The following is a 23,110-nucleotide window of genomic DNA, read 5'->3' as shown; positions in this document are numbered from 1 at the left end:
TGCTAGCAAGAGTTAGCACTTTGCAAGCAGATGGCCTGTGACCCTTTGCACAGACTGGGGATTTGCGCTTGCAGACACCGAATATTCCCGGCTCAAGGGGCCGCAATGGCCTCTGAATCTACGATGGTGGCTGGAGGGAGGGAGCGATGCACCGGCTGACGGGTGAGACCAGGAACTACGCCTGGGGCTCACGCACGCTGCTGCCACGCTTCCTCGGCCGCGACAGCGACGGCGACCCGCACGCGGAGCTGTGGGTCGGCGCTCATCCGGGCGACCCAGCGCGCCTCGCGGACGGTACGACGCTCCTCGACCTCCTGACCGAGCACCCCGGTCGCGAGCTGGGGTCGGCGGTGGCCGACCGGTTCGGCGGGCGGCTGCCCTTCCTGATGAAGGCGCTCGCGGCGGCCGAGCCGCTCTCGTTGCAGGTCCATCCGACCCACCAACGTGCCGAGCAGGGCTTCGCCCGTGAGAACGGGGCCGGGATCGCGATCGGCTCGCCGAGACGCAGCTACCAGGACGCCTCGCACAAGCCTGAGCTGATCTACGCCGTCACCCGTTTCGAGGGGATGGCCGGTTTTCGCGACGTGGACCGGTCCATCGCCATCCTCGAGCTCCTCGGGCTGCCGTGGGCCGACGAGATCGCTCGGGACCTGGCTCACGGGACTCCCGCCGAGGCTCTGCACCGGGTCGTCTCGGGGCTGCTGTCGTTGCGCGACCCGGAGCTCTCCGACGCGCTGGTCGACCTCGCCAAGGCGGCGCGCACGGCAGAGGAGCGATCCCACCGGCAGCGTCCGCCGACGACCCGCCACCACCGCGAACGCACGAGCGTCGAGCGTGAGGCCGTCCGGGTGTTCGCCCAGGCGGCGGCCCTGGCCGAGCGCTACCCGGGCGATCCCGGGGTCCTGGTGACGCTGCTGCTCAACCACGTCGTGCTCTCCCCCGGCGAGGCCATGTTCCTCGACGCGGGTGTGGTGCACGCCTACACGTCCGGCTTCGGGGTGGAGATCATGGCGTCCTCCGACAATGTGGTGCGCGCCGGGCTCACCCCCAAGCACGTCGACGTCGACGAGCTCCTCGAGATCGCCGACTTCACGCCGATGCCGCCCCCGCTGTGCCCCGGTCGGCCGGTCCCTGACGGCCTGGTCAGCTTCAGCCCGCCGGTCGAGGAGTTCACGCTGCACGTCGGCGTCGCACCGGCCACGGCCCTGCCGGCGACCGGGCCGCGCATTGTCCTGGTGCTCGACGGCGAGGTTCACCTGGCGACCGCTGCTGAACGGCTTCACCTGACCCGCGGCGACGCGGTCTTCGTCGGGCACGACGAGGGAGCGCTCGAGGTCACCGGCACCGGACGCGTCGCGGTCGGCGCCGTCCCCGGCTGATCCCGGGCCTCAGACCTCGGGGACGTCGATCCAGGGCCGGCCCTCGTTCTCGAGGGCGTGGATGTCGGCGTCGACCATGATCCGCACCAGCCGCTCGGGGGTGACCCGCGGCTCCCAGCCGAGCTGGCGTGCGGCCTTCGAGGCGTCGCCGACCAGGGTCGCCGTCTCGGTCGGGCGCGCATAGCGGTCGTCGTACCGGACGTGCTTCTCCCAGTCCAGGCCGGCGTGGTCGAAGGCAGCCACCACGAAGTCACGCACCGAGAAGCTGGTGCCCGTGGCCAGGACGTAGTCCTCGGGCCGGTCCGCCTGGAGCATCCGCCACATGCCCTCGACGTACTCCGGCGCATAGCCCCAGTCGCGCCGCGGATCGAGGTCGCCCATGTAGAGGTAGTCCTCGAGCCCGGCCTGGATCCGGGCGACCGATCGGCTGATCTTGCGGGTCACGAACGTCTCTCCCCGCCGGGGCGACTCGTGGTTGAAGAGGATGCCGCTGACCGCGAAGAGGTCGTACCCCTCGCGGTACATGACCGTCGTCCAGTGTGCGTGCAGCTTGGCTGCCCCGTAGGGCGAGCCAGGACGGAACGGCGAGTTCTCGTCCTGCGCGCCGTCGACGGCGCCGAACATCGCCGAGCTCGAAGCCTGGTAGAACCGGCAGTCGACGCCGACGGTCCGGATGGCCTCGAGGAGGGTCACCGCGCCGACGCCGGTGGTGATCGCCGTGTGCTCGGGCTCGTCGAAGCTGACCCCCACATGTGACTGGCCGGCGAGGTTGTAGACCTCGTCGGGCTGGATCTGGTGGAGCAGCCGGATCAGCCGCGCGCTGTCCGAGAGGTCGGCGTAGTGGAAGAACAGCTTCGTCTCGGGGTCGTGCGGGTCCTGGTAGAGGTGCTCGACGCGGGCGCTGTTGAACGTCGAGGACCGACGGCGCAGCCCGTGCACCTCGTAGCCCTTCGCGAGCAGCAGCTCGGCGAGGTACGAGCCGTCCTGGCCAGTGATGCCGGTGATCAGTGCACGCCTGGCCATGCTCGCCCCTCCCTGGTCAGTGGGCCGTCGTCGGTTGGCGAAATCGTGTCACAGGACCGCGCGGACCGCTCCCACTTGCCGACCACCGCCCAGCAGCGGTGCCTCACCCGTCCTCCGGACGGCCTCGCCGTCCACCCCGGGCTCCTCGTCCACGCCCGCACGCACGAGGGCGGCGGCCATCACCACCGGCCGGGCCCGGTCGGTCCCGTCGTCGATCTTCAGCGCGAACGCCCTGCCGTCGGCGAGCGCGACCGCGTAGCACGCCTCGGCCCCGAGCTTGCCGATCGCGCCCGGGATCGCTACGAGCAGGGCGCGGTCGTCGCGCCGGGTGCCGGACACGAGCTCGGGGTGCTGCCGGATGGCATCCGCGACCAGGTGCTCGGGACCGTCCTCGGCCACCGCGAGACGGCGGAACGCGGTCGCCAGGCCGGTCAGCGAGCACGAGAGCACCGGCGCCCCGCAGCCGTCCACCGCGATCTCGCTCGGCTCGCCCGTGAGCTCCTCGACCGTGGACCGGATCGCCCGCTGGAGCGGGTGGTCGGGCGAGAGGTAGTCGTCGGTGCCCCAGCCGTTGTGGACACAGGTCGCCAGCATCGCGGCGTGCTTGCCCGAGCAGTTCATCTGCAACGACGTGGGGCCGCCGCCCGCCCGCAGCACGGCGTCGCGCTCCTCGGCGTCGAGCGGGTAGTCCGGGGGTGTCTGCAAGGCCGCTTCGTCGAGACCGGCCGTCGCGAGGATCCGGCGGACCCCGTCGAGGTGGAACGGCTCTCCGGAGTGCGAGGCGCACGCCAGCGCCAGCAGGTCCGAAGGCAGGTCGAGCCCCTGCCGGACCATCGCCACGGCCTGGAGCGGCTTGAGGCACGACCGCGCCAGGATCGGCTCGCCGACGGCACCGACCATCCAGTCCACCGCGCCGTCAGGACCCAGGGCGACGACCGATCCGCGGTGGTGGCCCTCCACGAACTCGGAGCGGACCAGCTCGGCGACGACCACAGGCTCAGACACCCCGGCAGGGTAACGACCGCCTAGTGGCACGATGACCCCCGTGTCCTTGCCACCCGTCCCGCAGCACTGCCCCACGCCTCGCGAGCTCGACGACCTCGAGCTCCTGGTGACCGGAGCGCTGGTCCCGACGGTCGTCTTCAACGAGCCGGGCAGCCCGGTCACCCTCGAGCTTCCGCCCTCGGTTGCAGAGCAGGCTGCCGCCGCCGGCGCGGTTGAGCTCGTCGATCCCGAAGGGTTGCCGCTCGCCCAGGTGGAGGTCCCCGGCGGCACCATCGAGCCGCTCACGCACACCCAGTACGGCCCGTTCCGGCGCTTCTACCTGACCCCGCGCGAGACCCGCGAGCGGTACGCCGGGCGGACGTTCGTCCCGCTCGTCGACGCGTTGACGCACCCGCAGCTCACCGCACTCGCCTCGGTCGGCCCGCTCGTGCTGCTGCCGCTGGTCGGGCACGGCACCCCGGACCTGTCACCGGTGGCGTTGTTGCGCGCGACGATCGCCGCGGCGAGCCACCTCCCGGACGCGGAGGTCGTCGCGATCCCGCTGGCAGGGCACGGAGACGCCGACGTCGACCACGACCTCGGCGTCCAGGTCGTCGCGAACTACGCGGACGACGACCCGGTCGTCGGGGTGACCGACGACCCCACCGGGGCGTTCACGCCCGAGATCGCCGCCATCGTCGACTTCGACCGTCCCGCGCCCGACCGTCAGGGGCTCGTGCTCTTCTTCACCGGTCTGTCCGGCAGCGGCAAGTCGACGCTGGCCCGAGCGCTGATGGACCGGCTGCTCGAGCACGGCGTGCGCACCCTGACCAGCCTCGACGGTGACGTGGTGCGCCGCAACCTCTCGGCCGGGCTCACCTTCTCCAAGGAGGACCGGGAGACGAACATCCGCCGGATCGGCTGGGTCGCCGCAGAGATCTCGCGGCACGGCGGCGTCGCCGTCTGCAGCCCGATCGCCCCCTTCGACTCGACGCGCCAGCAGGTGCGGTCGATGGTCGAGGACGCCGGCGGCGCCTTCTTCCTCGTCCACGTCGCCACCCCGCTCGAGGAGTGCGAGCGCCGCGACCGCAAGGGCCTCTACGCCAAGGCACGGCGCGGCGAGATCCCCGAGTTCACCGGCATCTCCTCCCCGTACGAGGAGCCAGAGGACGCCGACGTCCGCGTCGACACCACTGGTCGCACCATCGACGACGCCCTCACCGACGTCCTCGAGGCGCTGCGACAGTCCGGCCACCTCGACCTTCTTTCCGAGGGGGGTGAGGACCCCACGCAGGTACCGGTGGTCGAGCCCCTCGACGTCCAGCCCCCCGTCCCGGTGGTTACGCCTGTCGAGGCCCCCGGACCGAAGGCTGCGCCTGAGCCGGCAGCCGAGCCGGAGCCGGTGGTCGAGCCCGAGCCCGAGCCGGTGGTCGAGCCCGTCGAGACCCCCGCACCCGAGGCAGGGCCCGAGCCAGTCGTCGAGCGTGAACCCGAGCCCGAACCGGTGGTCGACCCCGTCGCGACCCCCGCACCCGAGGCAGGGCCCGAGCCAGTCGTCGAGCCCGAACCGGTGGTCGAGCCTGTCGAGACCCCCGCACCCGAGGCAGGGCCTGAACCGGTCATCACCCCGGCTGCAACACCGACGCCCGGCTACGAACCCCGCATCCGTCCCCCGGCCACCACGCAGCCGACGTCCCCCGCCAGCACGACCAAGGACCCGATCCGGGTCCTCTACGTCTGCACGGCCAACATCTGCCGGTCGCCTTTCATGGAGCTGCTCTCGCACCACCTGGTCCGTCCCCACGAGGGAGCGGTCTTCGCGAGCGCCGGCACCCGCGGCTTCGACTCCAAGCCGATGCCGGACGACATGGCCGCGACACTCGTCGAGCGGGGCGTCCCCGGTGTCTCCCGGTTCCGGAGCCGCGCGTTCAACAGCGACCTCATGGCGAACTCCGACCTGGTGCTGACCGCCGAGTCCTCGCATCGCTCGTTCATCCTCGACGACCACCCGGCGTCCTTCCGCAAGGTGTTCACGATCGGCCAGTTCGCGGAGGCGGTGCGCACGGCCCGACCGGAGCTCTCGGGGCAGGCTCTGCTGGACGCGGTCGGCCTGCGTCGCGGGCCGGCCGACCCGGCGCTGGACGTCGCCGACCCCTACAACCGGGGGCCCGAGGCCGCCGAGGCATGCGCGGCATCACTCGAGGAGCTGCTGCGCGTCGTGCTGCCAGCCCTCACCGGAACGAGGAAGATCGCCTCATGAACGACGTCCTGACCACCACGTTCTTCTCCATCCTCGCCGCCGGCTTCTTCGTCGGCGTCGTGGTGGGGCTGACCGGGATGGGTGGTGGCGCGCTCATGACGCCGGCGCTGATCTTCCTCGGCGTCGGCGACGCGGCAACAGTGGTGACCGCCGACCTGACCGCAGCCGCCATCTACAAGAGCGGTGGTGCGATCGTGCACGCCCGGGAGGGCTCGCCGAACTTCACGCTGGCCAAGTGGTTGATTGTCGGGTCGGTGCCGATGGCGCTGCTCGGGCCGTGGTTGGTCCACCGGGCCGCCGGGGGTGACCCGGAGACCCTGGACACCATCCTCAAGGAGTGCATCGGCTGGGCCCTGCTGCTCGCGGCCGCCACCTACGCGATCCGGCTGTACATCAATCTCCGTCGCGTCCGCAGCGGTGCCCCCGACGCCGATCCGGACCCGCACATCAGGCCGATCCCCACCCTGCTGGTCGGCGCCCTCGGCGGCCTGCTGGTCGGCATCACGAGCGTCGGCTCCGGCTCGGTCATCATGATCGCGCTGCTCATGCTCTACCCCGGGCTCGCGGCCGTGAAGCTGGTCGGCACCGACCTGGTGCAGGCAGTGCCGCTCGTGCTCGCTGCGGCGCTCTCCAACATCGCGCTCAACGGCCTCGACTGGTCGATCCTGATCCCCCTGGTCCTGGGCTCGACGCCGGGCAGCATCCTCGGCAGCAAGATCGCCCCGCGCGTCCCCCAGTCCGTGATCCGCCGCGGCATCGTGATCGTGCTGACCATGTCCAGCGTCGCGCTGCTCGACAAGGCCGGCTGGGGGCCGCTCGGCAAGGACGAGACCCACCCCGGCCTGATCGCCGGAATCGGCATCGCGATGCTGGTGCTGGTCCCGATCGTGTGGGGCCTGATCCGCAAGACCCAGGGCCTGCCGATGTTCGGCTCCCCGACGGTGGCCGAGCTCGACGGTGACTTCGGACGGACCGATCGGGCGCCCCGGCGCGTGGACACTCCCGACTGAGCGCGGCATAGTCTCAGACCTCTGAAGTGAACCAGATCACTCCACTTCGACGGCGCTTCGTAGCCTGAGCCGTCCGACGGCTACGATGACGGCTGCTGTCCCGACGAGAGGTCCCCCACGCAGTCATGACCGATACGCATGCCGACTACCGGCTGAGTCAGCTCGACCAGCTGGAGGCGGAGTCGATCCACATCTTCCGCGAGGTCGCCGCCGAGTTCGAGAAGCCCGTCCTGATGTTCTCGGGCGGCAAGGACTCGATCGTGATGATGCGGCTCGCCGAGAAGGCGTTCTACCCCGCCAAGATCCCGTTCCCCGTCCTCCAGGTCGACACCGGCTACGACTTCCCCGAGGTCCTCGCCTGCCGCGACAACTGGGTCAACCGGCTGGGCGCCCGCCTCATCGTGGCCAGCGTCGAGGAGGCCATCAAGGACGGCGTCGTCATCGACGACGGCAAGACGAGCCGCAACCGGCTCCAGATCGGCACCCTGCTCAACGCCCTCGAGGAGGGCGGCTTCACCGCCGCCTTCGGCGGTGGGCGCCGCGACGAGGAGAAGGCCCGCGCCAAGGAGCGCGTCTACTCCCACCGCGACGAGTTCGGCCAGTGGGACCCGAAGATGCAGCGCCCCGAGCTGTGGAGCCTCTACAACGGGCGCATCCACGAGGGCGAGCACATGCGCATCTTCCCGATCTCCAACTGGACCGAGCTGGACATCTGGCACTACATCGGCCACGAGGGCATCGAGATCCCCTCGATCTACTTCTCCCACCAGCGCCGCGTCTTCGAGCGCGACGGCATGCTCCTCTCGGAGTCGCCGTTCAACCCGCTGCGCTCCGGCGAGACGGTCGAGGAGCGCACGGTGCGGTTCCGCACCGTCGGCGACCTGACGCTGACCGGCTGCGTGGAGTCCGAGGCCGACACCATCGACAAGATCATCGACGAGGTCGCCATCGCCCGTGTGACCGAGCGCGGTGCGACCCGTGGCGACGACCGGTTCTCCGAGGCCGCCATGGAGGACCGGAAGAAGGAAGGCTACTTCTGATGAGCGACGAGACCCTGACCCAGGCGCAGGTCGCCCAGCAGATCCGCGAGATGGACCTGCTCCGTTTCGCGACCGCCGGCTCCGTGGACGACGGCAAGTCGACCCTGATCGGTCGACTGCTGCTCGACTCCAAGTCCATCTTCGAGGACCAGCTCGAGGCGGTCGAGGCCACCTCGCACTCCAAGGGCTACGACTACACCGACCTGGCGCTGCTGACCGACGGCCTGCGCTCAGAGCGGGAGCAGGGCATCACCATCGATGTCGCCTACCGCTACTTCGCGACCCCGACCCGCAAGTTCATCATCGCCGACACCCCGGGCCACGTGCAGTACACGCGCAACATGGTCACCGGCGCCTCGACCGCCGACCTCGGCCTGGTCCTCGTGGACGCCCGCCAGGGCCTCACCGAGCAGTCCCGACGGCACGCCGTCATCCTCTCCCTGCTCCGCGTGCCCCACCTGGTGCTCGCGGTGAACAAGATGGACCTCGTCGGCTACGACCAGTCCATCTACGAGAAGATCCACGCCGAGTTCACGCAGTTCGCGACCAAGCTGAACATCCCCGACCTCGAGGTCATCCCGATCTCGGCGCTCAAGGGCGACAACGTCGTCGACCGCTCGGAGAACATGAGCTGGTACTCCGGTCCCACGCTCATGCACCACCTCGAGCACGTCCACGTCGCTTCTGATCGCGACCTGGTAGATGTCCGCTTCCCGGTGCAGTACGTCGTCCGGCCGAAATCTGACGAGTACCACGACTACCGCGGCTACGCGGGCCAGGTCGCCGGCGGCGTGCTGAAGCCCGGCGACGAGGTCGTCGTGCTGCCGAGCGGCATGACGTCCAAGATCGCCGGCATCGACCTCTTCGACCGTGAGGTGACCGAGGCCTACCCGCCGATGTCGGTGACCGTGCGGCTCGAGGACGACGTCGATGTCTCCCGCGGCGACATGATCGCCCGGCCGTCGAACGCTCCCAAGCCGTCGCAGGACATCGACGCGATGATCTGCTGGATGACCAACGAGCCGCTGCGTCCCCGTCAGAAGCTCGCCATCAAGCACACCACGCGCAGCGCGCGAGCGCTGGTCAAGGACATCCAGTACCGACTCGACGTCAACACGCTGCACCGCGACCAGGACACCAAGGAGCTCGGGCTCAACGAGATCGGTCGGATCCAGTTGCGCACCACGGTGCCGTTGCTATGCGACCCGTACTCGAAGAACCGCACGACCGGGTCCTTCATCCTGATTGACGAGGCGACCGGCGTGACCGTCGGTGCCGGCATGATAAATTCTGGCAGCTGACGATGGTCCAGGTCTCGGGATCTGAATCGGGCACATATCTGGTAACCGGGTCGGCCGGGTTTATAGGGTTCCACGTCGCCAAGGCTCTCTTGGACGCCGGCCACCAGGTGGCTGGCGTTGATGCACTCACCGACTACTACGACGTCACCCTCAAGAACGCTCGCCTTGCACGCCTGCAAACGCGGCCCAACTACACGCATCGGTCGATCTGGCTCGAGGATCGCCTGGCCCTCAGAGACGCGTTCGACGCGGCGAGGCCCGACGTCATCATTCATCTAGCCGCGCAGGCGGGCGTCAGACATTCCCTTGAGAATCCGCGGGCCTACTTGCAGAGCAATATCGTCGGGACCTTCAATGTCCTGGAGGAAGCCCGCGCTCGTCCCCCCCGGCACTTGTTGATTGCCTCGACGTCGTCAGTTTACGGCTCCAACAACCAGACTCCATACCGCGAACGTGAGCGAACGGACCATCCTCTTTCCTTTTACGCGGCCACCAAGAAAGCCGTGGAAGATTGTGCGCACTCTTACTCGCACCTGCACTCGATTCCCATCACATGCTTCCGTTTCTTCACCGTGTATGGGCCGTGGGGACGGCCAGACATGGCACTATACAAATTCGTTCAAGCCGCGTTCTCAGGGCAAGCAGTGCAATTGCACGATCCGACGATCATGCGTCGCGACTTCACCTATATCGATGACCTAGTCAATGCAATCCAACTACTAGTTGCCGCCATTCCTCGAAAGGGATCTCCGGTCTCGCCAGATGACTCTCTGAGCCCCTCCGCGCCCTACCGGACTGTCAACATCGGCGCCGGTCAGCCAGTGAGTTTGCTGGACTTCGTCAGCGCGATCGAGCGCGCTACTGGCAAGGAATTGCTGAGACAGAGCGTCCCGGCAGTCCCTGGCGAACTGCCCGAGACGTACGCAGACACGACTCTCTTGCAACAACTCACTGGGTTCTCTCCGACGATAGGGGTGGACGAAGGAGTTGCGAACTTCGTCGATTGGTACCGGAAGTATTACTCGTAACGGTCCAGACACCTCTACATCGCGACCGACGCGCTACCGACGCGCCCGAGAGCGAGATAGTTGCTTGAAATGACCCTATTCGGTCGAGGATTCTTCAAACCGCCGCACACCCCAAACGGTCTCGTAATCGCCGGCCACCTCCTTCATAACGAAGCGAGACTCTTCCATCCGCGCCGCGATTCGGGACCGAAGTTCCTCGTCCACTTCTCGGCTAAGCACGTTTTCGAGTTCTCGTGCCCAGCTGGCAGCGCTCTGCGACAACTCCACAAGGGTGATCCCCTCAGAGACGTTATCCGCAATGAACTCCGTACCCGGTAGGCGCGTCGCAAGCACCGGCGTGCCTGCTGTAAGGGACTCAAGGACAACCCCGGGCAATCCCTCATGGCGAGAGGTCAAAAGCAGCGCGTCCGCCGACCCGAGCAATTGCGGAACGTCGTCTCGCCCCCCGAGCATCGTAATGCGATCGACAGGAGCAGATAGGACGTTGCTGTCAGCAAGCAGGGTTTCCACACTCCGATCACTGGGACCCACGATTACTAAGTGGACATTCTGGTTTTCGCGAACAAGCTCGGCGAAAACTTGGACTGCCTTTTCACGAAACTTCTGCGGGTCGTCGCGCCCAACCACGAGGACAATTCGATCATTCGCACTGAGGCCCAGGAGCTGCCGGGCATAGCTCCGGTCAGTTCTACCAGCGAACTTCTCAATATCTAGTCCCGGTAACAGGAGTTTCGCCCGGGGATCAGAACCCCATCGACGGCCTAACGCAGTCTCAAGCGACCCTGGTGACACACCTGCAATCGTGGTCGCGAACCTCAACGCAATTTGGTGGTATACGAATTCCGGGATCCTGTGAATCCCATTTCTTCGCAATACCCCTTCATTCCGAAAGTGAACGATCCGGACAGGCACACCCCACCATGCTGCCAGAAGAATAAGCAGGTTAGCCCGCTCGTGGCCGCGCATTACATGCACATGAACAGCTGCGGCATTGACCTGCCGCAGATGTTGCCGCGCTTGCTTAAGAAAGGCGAGGCTCCTGAATCTCACTGTAATAACATCAGCGCCAGCGCGAAGATAGTCCTCGGTAAGTGGGCCCTTCGCGCCACCCGTCTGAAACATGACCGTACTGTAAGGCGTCGGTCTCAGGTACTGGAGAAGCTCCAGGGTGCGAACCTCGGCCCCGCCGTATCCGAGATGACTGAAAAGATGGACGACTTCCAACGGCCGCTGCGTTTCCCCGCGCCAAATCCTCATCAGTTTCTCGACGGTCACCGTCGAGTCATATTCGGTGCCCGTGAGTTTGGCAAGTCCGAGTTTCTCGCCTGCCCTTTCGTTTAACCATTGGAACGAGGCGGCAATCTCTCGTGCCCAGTCCCGAGGCGGCGCGTCTACCGGACACAGGCGAACTTGCTCTGGCAGCAAGTCACGCACCCTACGAAGACCAGGCAAGTCCGTGGCTACTACTGGACACCCGGCCGCTAATGCCTCCAGAACGACGCCTGGAACACCTTCATTCCTAGATGTCAGAAGAAGAAGGTCCGCGCTAGCCAGCAAGGACGGCACGTCCTCGCGAATACCCAACCAATGGACGCTGGGCGCCACCCCAAGCGTCGCGGCCTCCGTCTCAATCTCGGACCGCGACCGCTCGTCGATCGTTCCGACAAAGGCGAGATGTACGTTATGAACCGAGTCGCCTAGCTCGGCTAATAAGCGCATAGCCTGCGGCCGGTTCTTGATTGGGACATCTCGCCCAATGTGCAGGATGACCCGAGAAGAGTCGGGCGCTCCAAGTTGCTCCCGCAGTGTGCTCTCAGCTGTGACGTCGTCGAACCGAGTCAGATCGATGCCAGGCTCGACGATCGAGCAACGTGGGTCCTTAGCCCAATCCTCTCCGAATGAGGCTTGCAGCGCCTCCTGAGATATCCCAACGACTGCGGTGGCATAACGTCTCACTAGCCGCGAGCCGATTCGTCTAAGCACTCGTCCAGCAAGCCCGGCGGGCAGCTCCAACTCGTTGAGGTGAATGTGAACGACGCGGCGGGGCGTCCCAAACAACCTGCCAAGGCAAGCGACAACGCCACCAGCTATCCCGATGTGGGTGTGGACCACTGCACACTTACGCAACATGCCAGCCAAGCGCAGCCAGCCTGCCGGCCGCCGGAACGGCGCGAACGCCACCGTTGCGCCACTTTCAGCGAAGTCCTGTGTCAAGGGATGTGGCGCAGCGGTCGCAACCGCCACCACGGAGGTTGCGATGCCTCGCCCGTGTGCAGCGCGGACGAGTTCAAGCAGTCGACGCTCGGCACCACCGTTTGATAACGAAGTGGCGACTAGCACAACCCCATGCCGCGGACGGCTCACCGTAGGACTCTCCCTCCGACACCGATAAAGGATCTCGCCACTTCTCTGGTCGAGACCATACTCAGTCGACAAAATGCCCGGACCGACTCGGCCGAGTAGACCAAGTACGCGACGGAAGCGGCCACCCCTGCGCCCGTCGCGCCGTAAGTTGGGACGAGTGCGATTGAGAACGTCACATTCGTTACCGCACCGACGGCCGCCCGCTGATTCGTGATATCCGCCCTTCCACCACTCACAAAGAAGTAGCCGAACGGTCGCTGAACCGCGAGGAAGAATACCCCTGGCAGAAGGGCGAGGGTAGGTAGAATAGCACCCGAGAATTGCTGACCCCATATCAGTGGGATCACGAAAGGCGCCGAAATTGCGGCAGCGAGGCTGCATGGCGCGATGACAACGGCCGTCAAACGCACAAGACCTACGGTCTCCTGCGCTCCAACGCCGACGTCTGAAGTCAACTGCCTCTGAAGGAAGGTAGTCGTAATCGTATTACCGGCCACCATCAGCGGGCCAGTGATCGCAATCGCGACCGCGTATGAGCCCACCTCGGAACTGCTCGCAAGAGAGCCGAGGAGCAGCACGTCGCAACGCATCAGAAGGTAAAGAAGAATCTGTCCGGGATGATATCTAGCACTTGCCTGCAGGATCCGGCCCGCAAGCTGCAGACGGGCTGCCTGCGGACTTGGTCGGAAGATCACCACCGTCACCGCGGAGCTGACAAAAAGACCGCCAGCGTATGCCGCCAAAGCAGCCGAAACTGTCATGCCGTTCAAACCGACGAGAATCAGACTTCCCGCAAGAAACACGCTTGCCTCTAGGAGTCCAATCACCCCTGCGGCTACAGGCTTGTTATCCATTAGGAGCAACCTCTGGCCCCACACTTGGAAGACGGTGACACATGCAATCATGCCCACGACCCACCACAGATCGCCGCTCAGACCGAAAGCTCCCATGGCGGTTACCACCGCCGCGACAACACCGACTGCAAGGCCGAGGACCGGCGCGAGATACAGCGCCGTTGCGACCACCTGCGTCCGATGTCCAGGATCTTGCGCGTAGAGTTCTGTGGCGCCCTGCTCACCGGATAGGGCAACGACCGTGGCAGTCAGTAGGGCGATCGTCAGTGCCAGTTGGTACTCGCCGCGCCCCGACGGATTCAGCTGGCGAGAGATCAAGACGTTTGCGCAAAAAGCAACCCCGAGTATCCCCATCCGAAGCATGGTGGTGGTGAAGGCGACGCCTTGCAATTGCATGGCTCTAAGTTGCTTTCAGCGTGCGCTGCACTGCCGCGACGCCAAGGCTGAGGAGCCAAAGGATCAAACTAAGCAACGCGAGAACCGGCGCAGACTCAAAAGCATTCCGGACCAACTGCTGAAACATAACGGCTGCCGCTATCGCACCGAATAGTGCGCCAGCGGAGCCCTTCGCGCGACCCGACAGTCGGCCAAGAGCAGCACCGAAGAGAGCCATTACTGCAATAACGCCGGTTCGCCCGAAGTTGTCGTAAGCCTCAGCTATGACAGAGCCGCCGAAGTACCCAACGCGAGTAATAACCTGCGTCGCCATGTAATCCATATCGCGACTGGGATCGTAGTTCTTGTCACGCAAGACGAAGCGTTTGCCGGAGTCTCGTAAAGGGGCGACGTAGGTTCGACCGTGATAGAACGGCTCCTCTTCAGTTTGATGCCACCGAACAGTCTCGGCCACGACATAGAGGGTCCCACCCATCTCGTACACACCGCGCAGAGGGTCGACTGAGATTGAAGTGGTCGACCTCTGTTCTGCCGTGAGACGCGTCTGCGCCACGACGGCGATGGGCACTAGAAGCAAGAGGACAACAGCGGTGCTCTGACGCCAGCTCGGCATCGGTCGCTGAAGGCCGATCACCGCAGCCGCCACGACTGCCGGGAAGAGAACCTCTCCTCTGAGGCCGAGCGGAAACGCCACGACCGCAAACAGACAGTAGACCAACCAGACCAACAGATTGAGTCGGGTCCTATACCGGACCATTGCGAGCGGAAGCGCAAGATTAATCAGCTGATAGAACAACGGAACCGGAGTCCCCGAGACGCTCTCCAAATAGTCCGAGTAGTTGGAACCGACGCCCAGGCCGGCCCGTCTAGCGAACCCAAACCACAGCGCGCACCCAAGGACAAGAGTTACGCCTCCAACTACGCTGACGGACTGCCGAACCTGCACATCCGACGGCGATGACGACTCTTTGCGATCCTTTGGGTATCCCAGAATTGCGAACGTAGCAAAGGCAGATATCCCCACGGATGAGAGATAGACGGCCGTCGGCATTTCCGGCATCCGCAGCAGACGCTGTCCTCCCAGGAACGCAGGTGTGTCTGAGTGTAGGAACTCGACGAGAGCACCAGCGTGGAAGATACATAGGGTCAGAAGACACGTCTGCGGGATGGACCAGAACCCACCCTCGATAGAGCTTCCGACCGCAATAAGCGACATGAGTGCAACTGCGAGGCCAACGCCTGAGACGGCTCGGACGGACCACTCGGGATCGACGATGAGGAGAATCATCGATGACAGTAGGAGCCCGGCAGTTACGGTGGCCCACTGTCTACTGACGGCCGACCGTTCAAGCTCAAGTTCAGCGTTCGTCATCGCTACCGTAAATTTCGTCGATATACGATAGGTAGGACCCGGCACGCTGGCCGGCGCTGGGAAGTTGGGCAACAACGGCACGCCCCGAGGCAATCATGCGCGAAGTGAGTTTCCTGTCGGATAACGCCTGAATCAGCGTCTTCGCGCAGTCACCCGCATCGAGCGGATCGAAATAGGCAGCAGCTTGCCCGCAGACCTCTCGATAGAAGTAACGGTCGCTCACGAAGAGTGGCTTCCCGCTGCGCATCACCTCAAGCGGCGTCACGGAAAAGGCTTCAAGAAGGCTCGGGCAGATTGCGCCATCCATGGCGCTCAGGGCATCGGGAACCTGACGCACAGATATAACGCCAAGATTGACGCAAGCATCTCTAAACCGTCCGTCCCGCCGATCCCAATCCTCGGCCGGAAGTGTTACGGCAAATCGAATTGAGACGCCTAGTTTGAGCGCGCGCTCCCGAACCGCCGGTAGCAACTCAAGGTTCTTATGTGGATAGGGTCGCGCGATGCAGGCAAGCAGATAGTGTGTGTCCTTGGGTCGAAGAACGCCAACGGGCTCCCACGTCTCCGGTTGATCAAAAATCCCATTGTATGAATTTGGCACAACCGCCACCGGCGTCTTCCATCGCTTCAGAACGGTCAACCTCGAAGCAATTGCCTGGGATTCAACGATCACCATATCCGCGCGGCTAATCGCAAAGCGCGACGCCGCCCCGCGCAATTTCCACCATGCCCTGGACTTGGCCGTTGACGGTTCGCCCTTGGGCGTCCCGAAGATTGAGCGCACGTCCGCATAGCCAGCAATATGGTACTTTGCGAGACCATGTGGCCTGTATTCAGGGCCGAATATTGCGAAACTTACTCGATACGATTGGTCGCTCTTTACGCTCTGCCACGGCTTGGGATCGAGCACCGAAATCGGGAGTCTTGCGCGCGCTTGCGCGCCTAATGAGTCCCAGACAGGAGAGGAAACCCAGCAATCAGTCCTCTGTATCCAAGGGAATTGCTCGTCCCACCGTCCGGTCGCCAGCTCGTCCAAGAACGAGCCGGCGACTTGGACGCCACCCCCTGACCGGAGATTGGTTGCTCGAATTAGGACGCGATCGCCGCTAGTCATGATCTGATTCCAGCCCAACCTGCGTGACGCCCAGCTGTTGAAACGATAAAGTTTACGACACGCTGACTGACATTCCGAATGTCGTACGCGTTCGGGACTAAGTCGGGCGAGTGGTCCTGCCGCAACAACAGTTCGAGCGCCAGGACAACATTCGCCGGGTCGAGCCCGACCATGACAATTCCGCCGCTGTCCAAAGCCTCTGGGCGTTCGATCGAGTCGCGAAGCGTCACCGCAGGAAACCCCAAGATCAAACTCTCTTCCGAGATCGTCCCACTATCGGACAACACGCAGGCGGCCCGCATCTGTAACTGATTGTAGTCGTGAAAACCGAATGGCTCGAGAAAATCGACCCCAGCGATTCCATCGAAGCCGTCGAGCACCTCCAGCCGCTTGCGCGTGCGAGGATGCGTAGAGACGATTACGCGCAGTCCCCAAGTCGAATGCACAGCACGGAGACAGTCGATCAGCAATGAGAGGCGAGCGGGCGAGTCCACATTCTCCTCGCGGTGAGCACTGACCAAGAAATAGCCTCGCGGCTCCAGCCCGAGTCTGTCGAGGACGTCAGACGCATCAATTTGCGGTCGGAAGTGCTCAAGGACCTCGCGCATTGGCGAGCCCGTTAGCTGCAGTCGCCTCGGGTGTAGTCCCTCCGCGAGAAGGTTCCGCCGCGCGTGCTCGGTGTAGACGAGGTTAAAGTCCGCGACGTGGTCAACGAGCCGTCGGTTCGTCTCCTCAGGAACGTTCTCGTCAAAGCACCTGTTCCCCGCCTCCATGTGATAAACGGGAATCTGGAGCCTCTTCGCCATGATCGCCGCCAAGCAGCTGTTTGTGTCTCCCAGCACTAGGACGGCGTCTGGTTGCTCTGCCCGCATTACCAGTTCGCTCTTGATCAGAGTCTCACCCAAAACCCGACCCAAGGACGATGTGTCGACTTCGAGGTAGTGGTCCGGTTCACGGAGTTCGAGGTCCTCGAAGAATACCTGATTCAACAGGTAGTCGTAGTTCTGGCCAGTGTGGACCAAGATGTGTTCCACCGACTCGTCTAGCCGTGCAATCACTCTTGAGAGTCGGATGATCTCGGGACGCGTCCCAACGATCGTCATCACCTTCACGCACGGGTCTCCTGCACTACTCGATCGGGATACTGGTCGGGATCATCCGGGTCGAGCAACTGGTCCGTCCAGAAAATTGTGACGAGGTCGTTGTTCCCAACATTAGTGAGGTTGTGCACCCACATGGTCGGCATGTCGATGTAGCCAGGCCGATCGTCCGATACGGTGAATCGGATGACTTCATCGTGCAAAAGCCGTCTAAGGCTAATCTCTGCGGCGCCACGGACGACATAGAAGCGCTCGATCTTTCGCAGGTGGTAATGCTCGCCTCGCGTGTACCCGGGCCGGGTAACCGAGACGAAAGACTGTCCCTTGCCGCCATGACTCCGCACCGTTTCGAAGAGTTCACCTCGTGCGTCGGCATGTACGGTGGCGAACCGCGGGAACTGCTCGGGGAATGTGTACGAGCGATAGGTGTTGAACAGATCGACCGAGAAGCTGTCAGGAAGGGCTGGGATATCGCCGTTGCGGTACACGTTGTGGAATCCACGAATCTGATCGAGGATCTCGGAGACGCTCCGGGGCTCCCCGGTAGGCTCGATTACCACGTCCTGATCGCCAATCATCGCTGAGAGCAACACTTCGGCAGCCGCTTGGGCGTGGAGGAGGGGGACCTCGATGTCCTGGATAATGGACGGTGCGCCGTCGTTAGCGATCAGGTGGCAGAAGGTCGCAACGAACGAGTTGTATTCGGGGCGACCGTGCTCGCCGAAGAGGTTCGGCAGAATGACATCGGCAAGCGACCCGCCGGCCGCTGCCGTAGCTGCGCGAATTAGGTCCCCCGCCTCGGCCTTGCCACAGCCGTAGGGGCTTTTACCTCGCGCCTGGATGCTGTTGGCGTAGACAACCCGTACGGGTTTGGAAGCCGCAACCAGTGCGGCGGCAAGTTGCGTAGCGAGCGCGACGTTGCCTGCCCTGACCTCCTCGTCAGACGCCGCTCTGTTGACGCCTGCGAGATGCAGAACGACATCAGCACGTCGTATGTGTTGAACGAGGCCATCAGGATCCGCGAACTCCGCGCGACCGAGCCGCACAACCTCCATTTCGTGCAAAGCACGCAAACGCGCCGCCGTATGCCAGCCGAGAAAGCCGTGTCCGCCGGTGATTATCACTCTCATTAGTCGTCCTCGACGGCGATGCCAGCGGCAGCCAATTCACGACGAATAGGTGGCAACGATCGGAGGATCGTCTTGACCTCGTCGACATCGAGCCGTCGAGTATTGTGCGACGTGTAGTCGTCCTGGACAACTCGCCGCTCACCTTCATCAAAGAAGAGTTCGTACTCAAGGCCGCGCGCGTCGAGGGGTACTCGGAAGTAGTCGCCGCGGTCGTCGGCCTTCTGAAGTTCCTCACGGCTAAGCAACGACTCGTAGAGTTTTTCGCCGTGACGCACGCCCAGAACCCGGAGGTCGGGGTGTTCGACGCCGAAAATCGAGGCCGTGGCTACGGCGAGGTCAAGCACCGTGCAGGCCGGGGCCTTTCGCACGAAAAGGTCGCCGGCAACGGCGTTCGAGAATGCGTACTCTACCAAGTCCACGGACTCGTCGAGTGACATCAAGAAGCGTGTCATGTCCGGGTCAGTCACTGTTAGCGGGTGGCCCGACCGGATCTGCTCGACGAATACGGGGATCACCGACCCGCGGCTGTACATTACGTTGCCGTAGCGGGTAATAGATACCGTTGTTCCTCTAGTCCCATAGGTGCGGGCGTGGGACTGAGCGACCTTCTCCATCATTGCCTTCGAAATACCCATGGCGTTGATCGGATAGACAGCCTTGTCGGTGCTGAGGCACACAACCGATTGCACTCCGGCCCGTTCGGCGGCACGGATCACATTATCGCTTCCAGTCACATTGGTCAGCACCGCTTGCATCGGAAAGAACTCGCAGCTCGGAACCTGCTTAAGGGCGGCGGCATGGAACACGTGGGCGACACCGGTCATCGCATCCTCGACGCTACGTGAGTCACGCACATCTCCGACGTGAAAGCGCACTCGACTGTCTGCCAACTCGCGACGTAGCGCGTCCTGCTTCGCCTCGTCCCGACTCAGAACCCGGACCTCACTGATGTCGGTAGCCAACAGCCTGCGCACCATTGTCGATCCGAACGAGCCCGTTCCCCCGGTGACCAGCACCGGTCCTTGCGTGTCGCTCACTCCGTCACTCACCTGTCTGCGCCCCAGCCCGTCGATCATCGCCGTGACTGCATGATGCACGACGGAGGACGTCCGCCAGTTTGTGGGACCCGATCTCCTCAGCCATCTCGCGGAGGTAGAGCTCTCTGCCGCGTATGCCCATCGCTCTCAATTCACTCGAGGGCAGGTTGCGCAATCGTAAGACCGCTTCGGCCAGCGCCCGCGGATCCTCGGGTGCTACTCCAATTCCCGCGCCCGCGCGCTCGACGACCGCTGCGGCGTCACCTGGGGCACTCACCACGGCGGCCTTTCCTGATGCCAGAATCGCCTGAACCTTGCTGGGCATCGTGACCGCAAAGAGAGGTTGGTCGGCGAGAGACACGAGCTGGGCGTCGGCCGCAGCCACGATCGCCGGCATCGCGGAGCTGGGCTGCTGGTCCAGGAAGTGAACGTTTCGCAGCCGCTGCTCCTTGACCCGGCGCCGCAGGTCGTTCTTCTCGACACCGTCCCCCACCAGCACCAGGTGGACGTCGTTGCCTACCCGACCAAACGCTGAGACGGCAGTCGCAAGCGCTTGGCCAGCACCGTGGTTTCCTGCATAGAGGAGCACGAACTCCTCGCGCCCAATTCCCAGCTGTTCCCGAAGATCCAGCGAGTCGACATGATCACCCACATGCCCCCTGGGAACCCAGTTGTAGATGAGCTCGAGTTTCTCGGGGGGCACGCCCCGATTCGCCAGCAGGTCGACCATCCCGGGCGAGATGACCACGACAGTGGCAGCAGAGCGGTAGGCCCACGAGACGAACGATTCAAGCATCAAACGTGCAGCGCGGCCCAAGGGACCCGAAAGAAACCCAGAAGCGAATACTGAGTCCGGCCAAACATCCTGAACCACCAGGACGTATGGGACACCGAACAAGTGACGTCCCATCAGGGCCGGCAATGCCGCCGTTGCTGGAGACGAATAGACGAGAGCGACGTCGGCCCGACGAACCTGGGCTACCCCGAAGAAGCAACTCGACAGCGCCCAGGAGACGTAATTGGCAATTCTCCGGTGAGTCTTGAGTCCATGGTCTGCGAAGAGCGGCGTCCGACGGACAGTGATGCCATCGACCACGTGTGTGCTGACTTGCGACGCGCGGTACCCCTTGTGTATCCGTCCCGTCGGATAGTTCGGTATCCCAGTCAGAACTGACACGTCGAAGCCGAGTTCCTTGAGCGACGTGGCAATACCCACAGGCTGCGCAGCCGGTTCCGGGGAGTACCACTGGGTCACGAACAGGAGCCTCGGCTCCGTCATCGTGCTGGAATCCCTTTGACCACAACCCCGGGGGGTACATCCTTCACGACACACGCGCTGCCCCCAACGACAGACGCCCGTCCGACTGTCACGCCGTTGAGCACGACACCGCCCACTCCGATCAGGACCTCGTCCTCGATGACGCAATCTCCGGAGATGGACGCGAGCGGGTTCACGCTCACGAAGTCGCCAATGGAGGAGTCGTGACCCACGGTCGCGTTGATGTTCAGGTGGACATGCTGACCGAGATGAATATTTGTGGTGACACGGACACCGGCACACACCACGCTCCCGTCACCTACCGTTACGCCAGAGCCGAAGGTCGCTGAGGGATGAATCAGAGTCGTGGGCCTGGCACCGCGAGCGAGCATCCGTTCGGCTACCCGTCTGCGCGTTGCCGGGGCACCAATACCGACGACGAAATCAACGTGCTCGAATTTCGGACCTTCCATGCCCCCCAGATAGCGGACGCCGCGGGCTTCGAGTCGAGTTAGATTCTCGTCCGCGGGTGCGTCATCAACGACGCCAAGTAGGTTAAAGACGGGACGATCGGCTACCTCATTGACGGCATCAAGCACATCGATCACTTCGCGGCCAAATCCACCTGCTCCCACCACAACCAGGTCACGCGTCACGAGGGTCACCTCCAGTGCCCGTAAACTCAGCCATCGACACACCGCCCGAGTCGGCAATGCCGTCCCGACGCAGAACTCGTCCAATAGTTCGGACCATGATTGAGAGGTCCAGAGCTGGACTCAGGCGGTCGACATACTCAACGTCCTTTGCAAACTTCTCCTCCCACGTTATTGCATTCCGCCCGCTGACTTGCGCCAGCCCAGTGACACCAGGACGCACCTGGTGACGACGTCGTTGCTCGGGTGTGTAGCGGTCGAGGTAGCGAACCAGAAGTGGACGCGGGCCGACGAGACTCATGTCGCCCTTGAAGACATTCCAGAGGGTCGGGAGTTCATCCAAGCTAGTTGACCGCAGCAGCGAGCCCAGCGCAGTCATACGTTCGGCGTCCGTCATGGGACCACGACTGGGGTCAGGGGGCAGCATCGTGCGGAACTTGATAAGGGTGAAGATACGCTCGTCCTTGCCGGGACGTTCCTGGCGGAAGAGTACCGGCGAGCCGATCCGGAGACGGATCACCACTGCGACAACCATCTGAAGAGGCGCGGTGATGACTATGCCCAAACTGGACACGACGACGTCGGTTAGGCGCTTCCACGGCCCGTAAGAAGTCAGGTTCACTTCGACAGACCTAAGACGCTGTGAATTACTTCCGCGATACGTCCGAACTCGGCGTCGGACATCCCCGATCCGGATGGCAGCGTGAGCCCCATTGAAAAGAGTAGCTCGGCCGTTCCGTCGAGAGTGCCCCGTAGACCCGCACAAACAGGCTGCATGTGCATTGGCTTCCAGACCGGTCGGGTTTCAATCTCGCTTGCCGTCATGGCGGCGCTCAGATCACTAACTGTAAATCGAGAGAGTTCCGGGTCGACGATAACTGCAGTAAGCCAGCAGTTCGAGTCCGAATCGTCCGGACCCCCGAGGATCGAAACGCCAGGCTGCGAGGCAAAGAGTGCTCGGTAGGCGGAGCGCCAGCGTCGTCGCCGCCGAACCATCTCCTCAAGCCGCGCGAGCTGCGCACGCCCCAATGCGGCCAGGATGTTGGACAGCCGGTAGTTGTACCCAATCTCGGTGTGCTCGTAATGGATGACGGGTTCTCGTGCCTGCGTCGACAGCTTTCGCACATGCGCGGCAAGATCGCCGTCTCGGGTCAGCAACACTCCACCGCCCGATGTGGTCATGATCTTATTGCCATTGAACGAAAGTACCGCGGCATCGCCGAAGGATCCGGCCGCCCGACCACGGCAGGTCGCACCGAAGGACTCGGCAGCGTCAGAAAGCACCTTCAGGCCGAACTCGTCGGCCAGCTGCTGGATCTCGTAATAGTCCGCCATCTTGCCGAGCAGGTCAACGGGAACGACCACGCGCACTAGCCGGCCTTCGGCGCGGAGTGCGGCTAGGGCTCTCCGCAGGAGCCTTGGCGACATGTTGCCCGTAATCGGGTCAGAGTCGACGAAGTACGGCTCCGCGCCGACGTAGCGGATGGCGTTGACGGTGGCGGCAAATGTGAGCGTCGAGACGGGTACGACATCTCCCGGTCCGATGCCCCACGAGACCAGCGCCAGGTGCAGCGCCGCGGTACCCGAAGACAGCCCTACAGCGTATGGGGCACCGACTCGCTCAGCAATCTCCCGCTCAAACGCGGTCAGGTCGGGACCGGCAGGTGCGACCCACCCGGACTTGATCGCGCGCATGACGTAGTCCTGTTCGAGCACGCCTACATCAGGCGGCGACAGCAAGATCGCCTCCATGGTGATCATTCCCCTCAGAGCGTTCGTCCCCGGACCGAAGCCCCTGCAGTCTAAG

At 63.9% G+C, this 23,110-nt stretch carries 19 protein-coding genes; 6 read left to right on the top strand and 13 right to left on the bottom strand.

Annotated features, from left to right (window positions below; translation table 11 throughout):
* Nucleotides 1-146: 146 nt before the first annotated feature.
* On the top strand, nt 147-1,379 hold the full coding sequence (gene manA, locus ACILQ5_RS07310; protein ID WP_395657317.1) for a mannose-6-phosphate isomerase, class I: 1,233 nt from the start codon (nt 147-149) through the stop codon (nt 1,377-1,379).
* 9 nt (nt 1,380-1,388) lie between these two features.
* On the opposite strand, the gene gmd is transcribed toward manA, so the two are convergent.
* On the bottom strand, nt 1,389-2,402 hold the full coding sequence (gene gmd, locus ACILQ5_RS07305; protein ID WP_395657316.1) for a GDP-mannose 4,6-dehydratase: 1,014 nt from the start codon (nt 2,400-2,402) through the stop codon (nt 1,389-1,391).
* 48 nt (nt 2,403-2,450) lie between these two features.
* A complete protein-coding gene (locus tag ACILQ5_RS07300) occupies nt 2,451-3,407 on the bottom strand; it encodes an asparaginase (protein WP_395657315.1) in 957 nt (318 codons plus the stop codon).
* A 40-nt stretch (nt 3,408-3,447) separates the two neighbouring features.
* On the opposite strand from ACILQ5_RS07300, the gene cysC reads away from it, so the two are divergent.
* From cysC to ACILQ5_RS07275, 5 genes are all read left to right on the top strand, one after another.
* Nucleotides 3,448-5,646 (top strand): adenylyl-sulfate kinase, encoded by a 2,199-nt coding sequence (cysC, locus tag ACILQ5_RS07295; RefSeq protein WP_395657314.1) that lies wholly within the window; start codon nt 3,448-3,450, stop codon nt 5,644-5,646.
* On the top strand, nt 5,643-6,656 hold the full coding sequence (locus ACILQ5_RS07290) for a sulfite exporter TauE/SafE family protein (protein ID WP_395657313.1): 1,014 nt from the start codon (nt 5,643-5,645) through the stop codon (nt 6,654-6,656). Before cysC ends, ACILQ5_RS07290 begins: the two co-directional genes overlap by 4 nt.
* A 125-nt stretch (nt 6,657-6,781) precedes the next feature.
* Complete coding sequence (gene cysD / locus ACILQ5_RS07285) at nt 6,782-7,696, top strand: sulfate adenylyltransferase subunit CysD (protein WP_395657312.1); 915 nt, start codon at nt 6,782-6,784, stop codon at nt 7,694-7,696.
* Entirely contained in the window at nt 7,696-8,997 is a 1,302-nt protein-coding gene (cysN, locus tag ACILQ5_RS07280) for a sulfate adenylyltransferase subunit CysN (protein WP_395657311.1), read from the top strand. Before cysD ends, cysN begins: the two co-directional genes overlap by 1 nt.
* A gap of 2 nt (nt 8,998-8,999) precedes the next feature.
* Nucleotides 9,000-10,025 carry an NAD-dependent epimerase/dehydratase family protein gene (locus tag ACILQ5_RS07275; protein WP_395657310.1) on the top strand — a complete coding sequence of 342 codons (1,026 nt, stop codon included), beginning with the start codon at nt 9,000-9,002 and terminating at the stop codon, nt 10,023-10,025.
* Nucleotides 10,026-10,100: 75 nt separating this feature from the next.
* On the opposite strand, the gene ACILQ5_RS07270 is transcribed toward ACILQ5_RS07275, so the two are convergent.
* The 11 genes from ACILQ5_RS07270 to ACILQ5_RS07220 all read right to left on the bottom strand — a co-directional run bounded on the left by ACILQ5_RS07270 (nt 10,101) and on the right by ACILQ5_RS07220 (nt 23,064).
* Nucleotides 10,101-12,365, bottom strand: coding sequence for a glycosyltransferase family 4 protein (locus ACILQ5_RS07270; RefSeq protein WP_395657417.1), 2,265 nt, complete (start codon nt 12,363-12,365; stop codon nt 10,101-10,103).
* A 20-nt stretch (nt 12,366-12,385) separates the two neighbouring features.
* Complete coding sequence (locus ACILQ5_RS07265) at nt 12,386-13,639, bottom strand: lipopolysaccharide biosynthesis protein (RefSeq protein ID WP_395657309.1); 1,254 nt, start codon at nt 13,637-13,639, stop codon at nt 12,386-12,388.
* Nucleotides 13,640-13,643: 4 nt separating this feature from the next.
* On the bottom strand, nt 13,644-15,011 hold the full coding sequence (gene wzy / locus ACILQ5_RS07260; RefSeq protein WP_395657308.1) for an O-antigen polysaccharide polymerase Wzy: 1,368 nt from the start codon (nt 15,009-15,011) through the stop codon (nt 13,644-13,646).
* Nucleotides 14,998-15,921, bottom strand: a complete 924-nt coding sequence (locus tag ACILQ5_RS07255) for a glycosyltransferase (protein WP_395657307.1) — start codon at nt 15,919-15,921, stop codon at nt 14,998-15,000. The genes wzy and ACILQ5_RS07255 overlap by 14 nt, the downstream gene beginning before the upstream one ends.
* 200 nt (nt 15,922-16,121) lie before the next feature.
* A complete protein-coding gene (gene wecB / locus ACILQ5_RS07250) occupies nt 16,122-17,228 on the bottom strand; it encodes a non-hydrolyzing UDP-N-acetylglucosamine 2-epimerase (protein WP_395657416.1) in 1,107 nt (368 codons plus the stop codon).
* A 5-nt stretch (nt 17,229-17,233) separates the two neighbouring features.
* The gene (locus ACILQ5_RS07245; RefSeq protein ID WP_395657306.1) at nt 17,234-18,355 is read right to left on the bottom strand and encodes an NAD-dependent epimerase/dehydratase family protein; all 1,122 of its coding nucleotides are present in this window, start codon (nt 18,353-18,355) and stop codon (nt 17,234-17,236) included.
* On the bottom strand, nt 18,355-19,431 hold the full coding sequence (locus ACILQ5_RS07240; RefSeq protein WP_395657305.1) for a polysaccharide biosynthesis protein: 1,077 nt from the start codon (nt 19,429-19,431) through the stop codon (nt 18,355-18,357). Before ACILQ5_RS07240 ends, ACILQ5_RS07245 begins: the two co-directional genes overlap by 1 nt.
* Entirely contained in the window at nt 19,397-20,647 is a 1,251-nt protein-coding gene (locus ACILQ5_RS07235) for a glycosyltransferase family 4 protein (protein WP_395657304.1), read from the bottom strand. Before ACILQ5_RS07235 ends, ACILQ5_RS07240 begins: the two co-directional genes overlap by 35 nt.
* Before the next feature lie 20 nt (nt 20,648-20,667).
* Nucleotides 20,668-21,306 (bottom strand): NeuD/PglB/VioB family sugar acetyltransferase, encoded by a 639-nt coding sequence (locus ACILQ5_RS07230; RefSeq protein WP_395657303.1) that lies wholly within the window; start codon nt 21,304-21,306, stop codon nt 20,668-20,670.
* A complete protein-coding gene (locus ACILQ5_RS07225; protein WP_395657302.1) occupies nt 21,296-21,925 on the bottom strand; it encodes a sugar transferase in 630 nt (209 codons plus the stop codon). Before ACILQ5_RS07225 ends, ACILQ5_RS07230 begins: the two co-directional genes overlap by 11 nt.
* Nucleotides 21,922-23,064: an aminotransferase class I/II-fold pyridoxal phosphate-dependent enzyme gene (locus ACILQ5_RS07220; RefSeq protein ID WP_395657301.1), complete on the bottom strand. Its 1,143-nt coding sequence runs from the start codon at nt 23,062-23,064 to the stop codon at nt 21,922-21,924. Before ACILQ5_RS07220 ends, ACILQ5_RS07225 begins: the two co-directional genes overlap by 4 nt.
* Nucleotides 23,065-23,110 lie beyond the last annotated feature (46 nt).

This window comes from Nocardioides sp., from assembly GCF_044226305.1.
In the GTDB taxonomy this organism is placed as follows: Bacteria; Actinomycetota; Actinomycetes; order Propionibacteriales; family Nocardioidaceae; genus Nocardioides.
The sequence above is the reverse complement of the archived record's forward strand: the minus strand, read 5'-3'. Positions and strand labels throughout refer to the sequence as shown.

Bases quoted from the DNA above. Each gene is read 5' to 3' on its own strand.
- manA (WP_395657317.1), top strand. From the start codon at position 147: ATGCACCGGCTGACGGGTGAGACCAGGAACTACGCCTGGGGCTCACGC.
- wzy (WP_395657308.1), bottom strand. From the start codon at position 15,011: ATGACGAACGCTGAACTTGAGCTTGAACGGTCGGCCGTCAGTAGACAG.
- wecB (WP_395657416.1), bottom strand. From the start codon at position 17,228: ATGACGATCGTTGGGACGCGTCCCGAGATCATCCGACTCTCAAGAGTG.
- cysN (WP_395657311.1), top strand. From the start codon at position 7,696: ATGAGCGACGAGACCCTGACCCAGGCGCAGGTCGCCCAGCAGATCCGC.
- ACILQ5_RS07290 (WP_395657313.1), top strand. From the start codon at position 5,643: ATGAACGACGTCCTGACCACCACGTTCTTCTCCATCCTCGCCGCCGGC.
- ACILQ5_RS07240 (WP_395657305.1), bottom strand. From the start codon at position 19,431: ATGATCGACGGGCTGGGGCGCAGACAGGTGAGTGACGGAGTGAGCGAC.
- ACILQ5_RS07220 (WP_395657301.1), bottom strand. From the start codon at position 23,064: ATGATCACCATGGAGGCGATCTTGCTGTCGCCGCCTGATGTAGGCGTG.
- ACILQ5_RS07245 (WP_395657306.1), bottom strand. From the start codon at position 18,355: ATGAGAGTGATAATCACCGGCGGACACGGCTTTCTCGGCTGGCATACG.
- ACILQ5_RS07275 (WP_395657310.1), top strand. From the start codon at position 9,000: ATGGTCCAGGTCTCGGGATCTGAATCGGGCACATATCTGGTAACCGGG.
- gmd (WP_395657316.1), bottom strand. From the start codon at position 2,402: ATGGCCAGGCGTGCACTGATCACCGGCATCACTGGCCAGGACGGCTCG.
- ACILQ5_RS07265 (WP_395657309.1), bottom strand. From the start codon at position 13,639: ATGCAATTGCAAGGCGTCGCCTTCACCACCACCATGCTTCGGATGGGG.
- cysD (WP_395657312.1), top strand. From the start codon at position 6,782: ATGACCGATACGCATGCCGACTACCGGCTGAGTCAGCTCGACCAGCTG.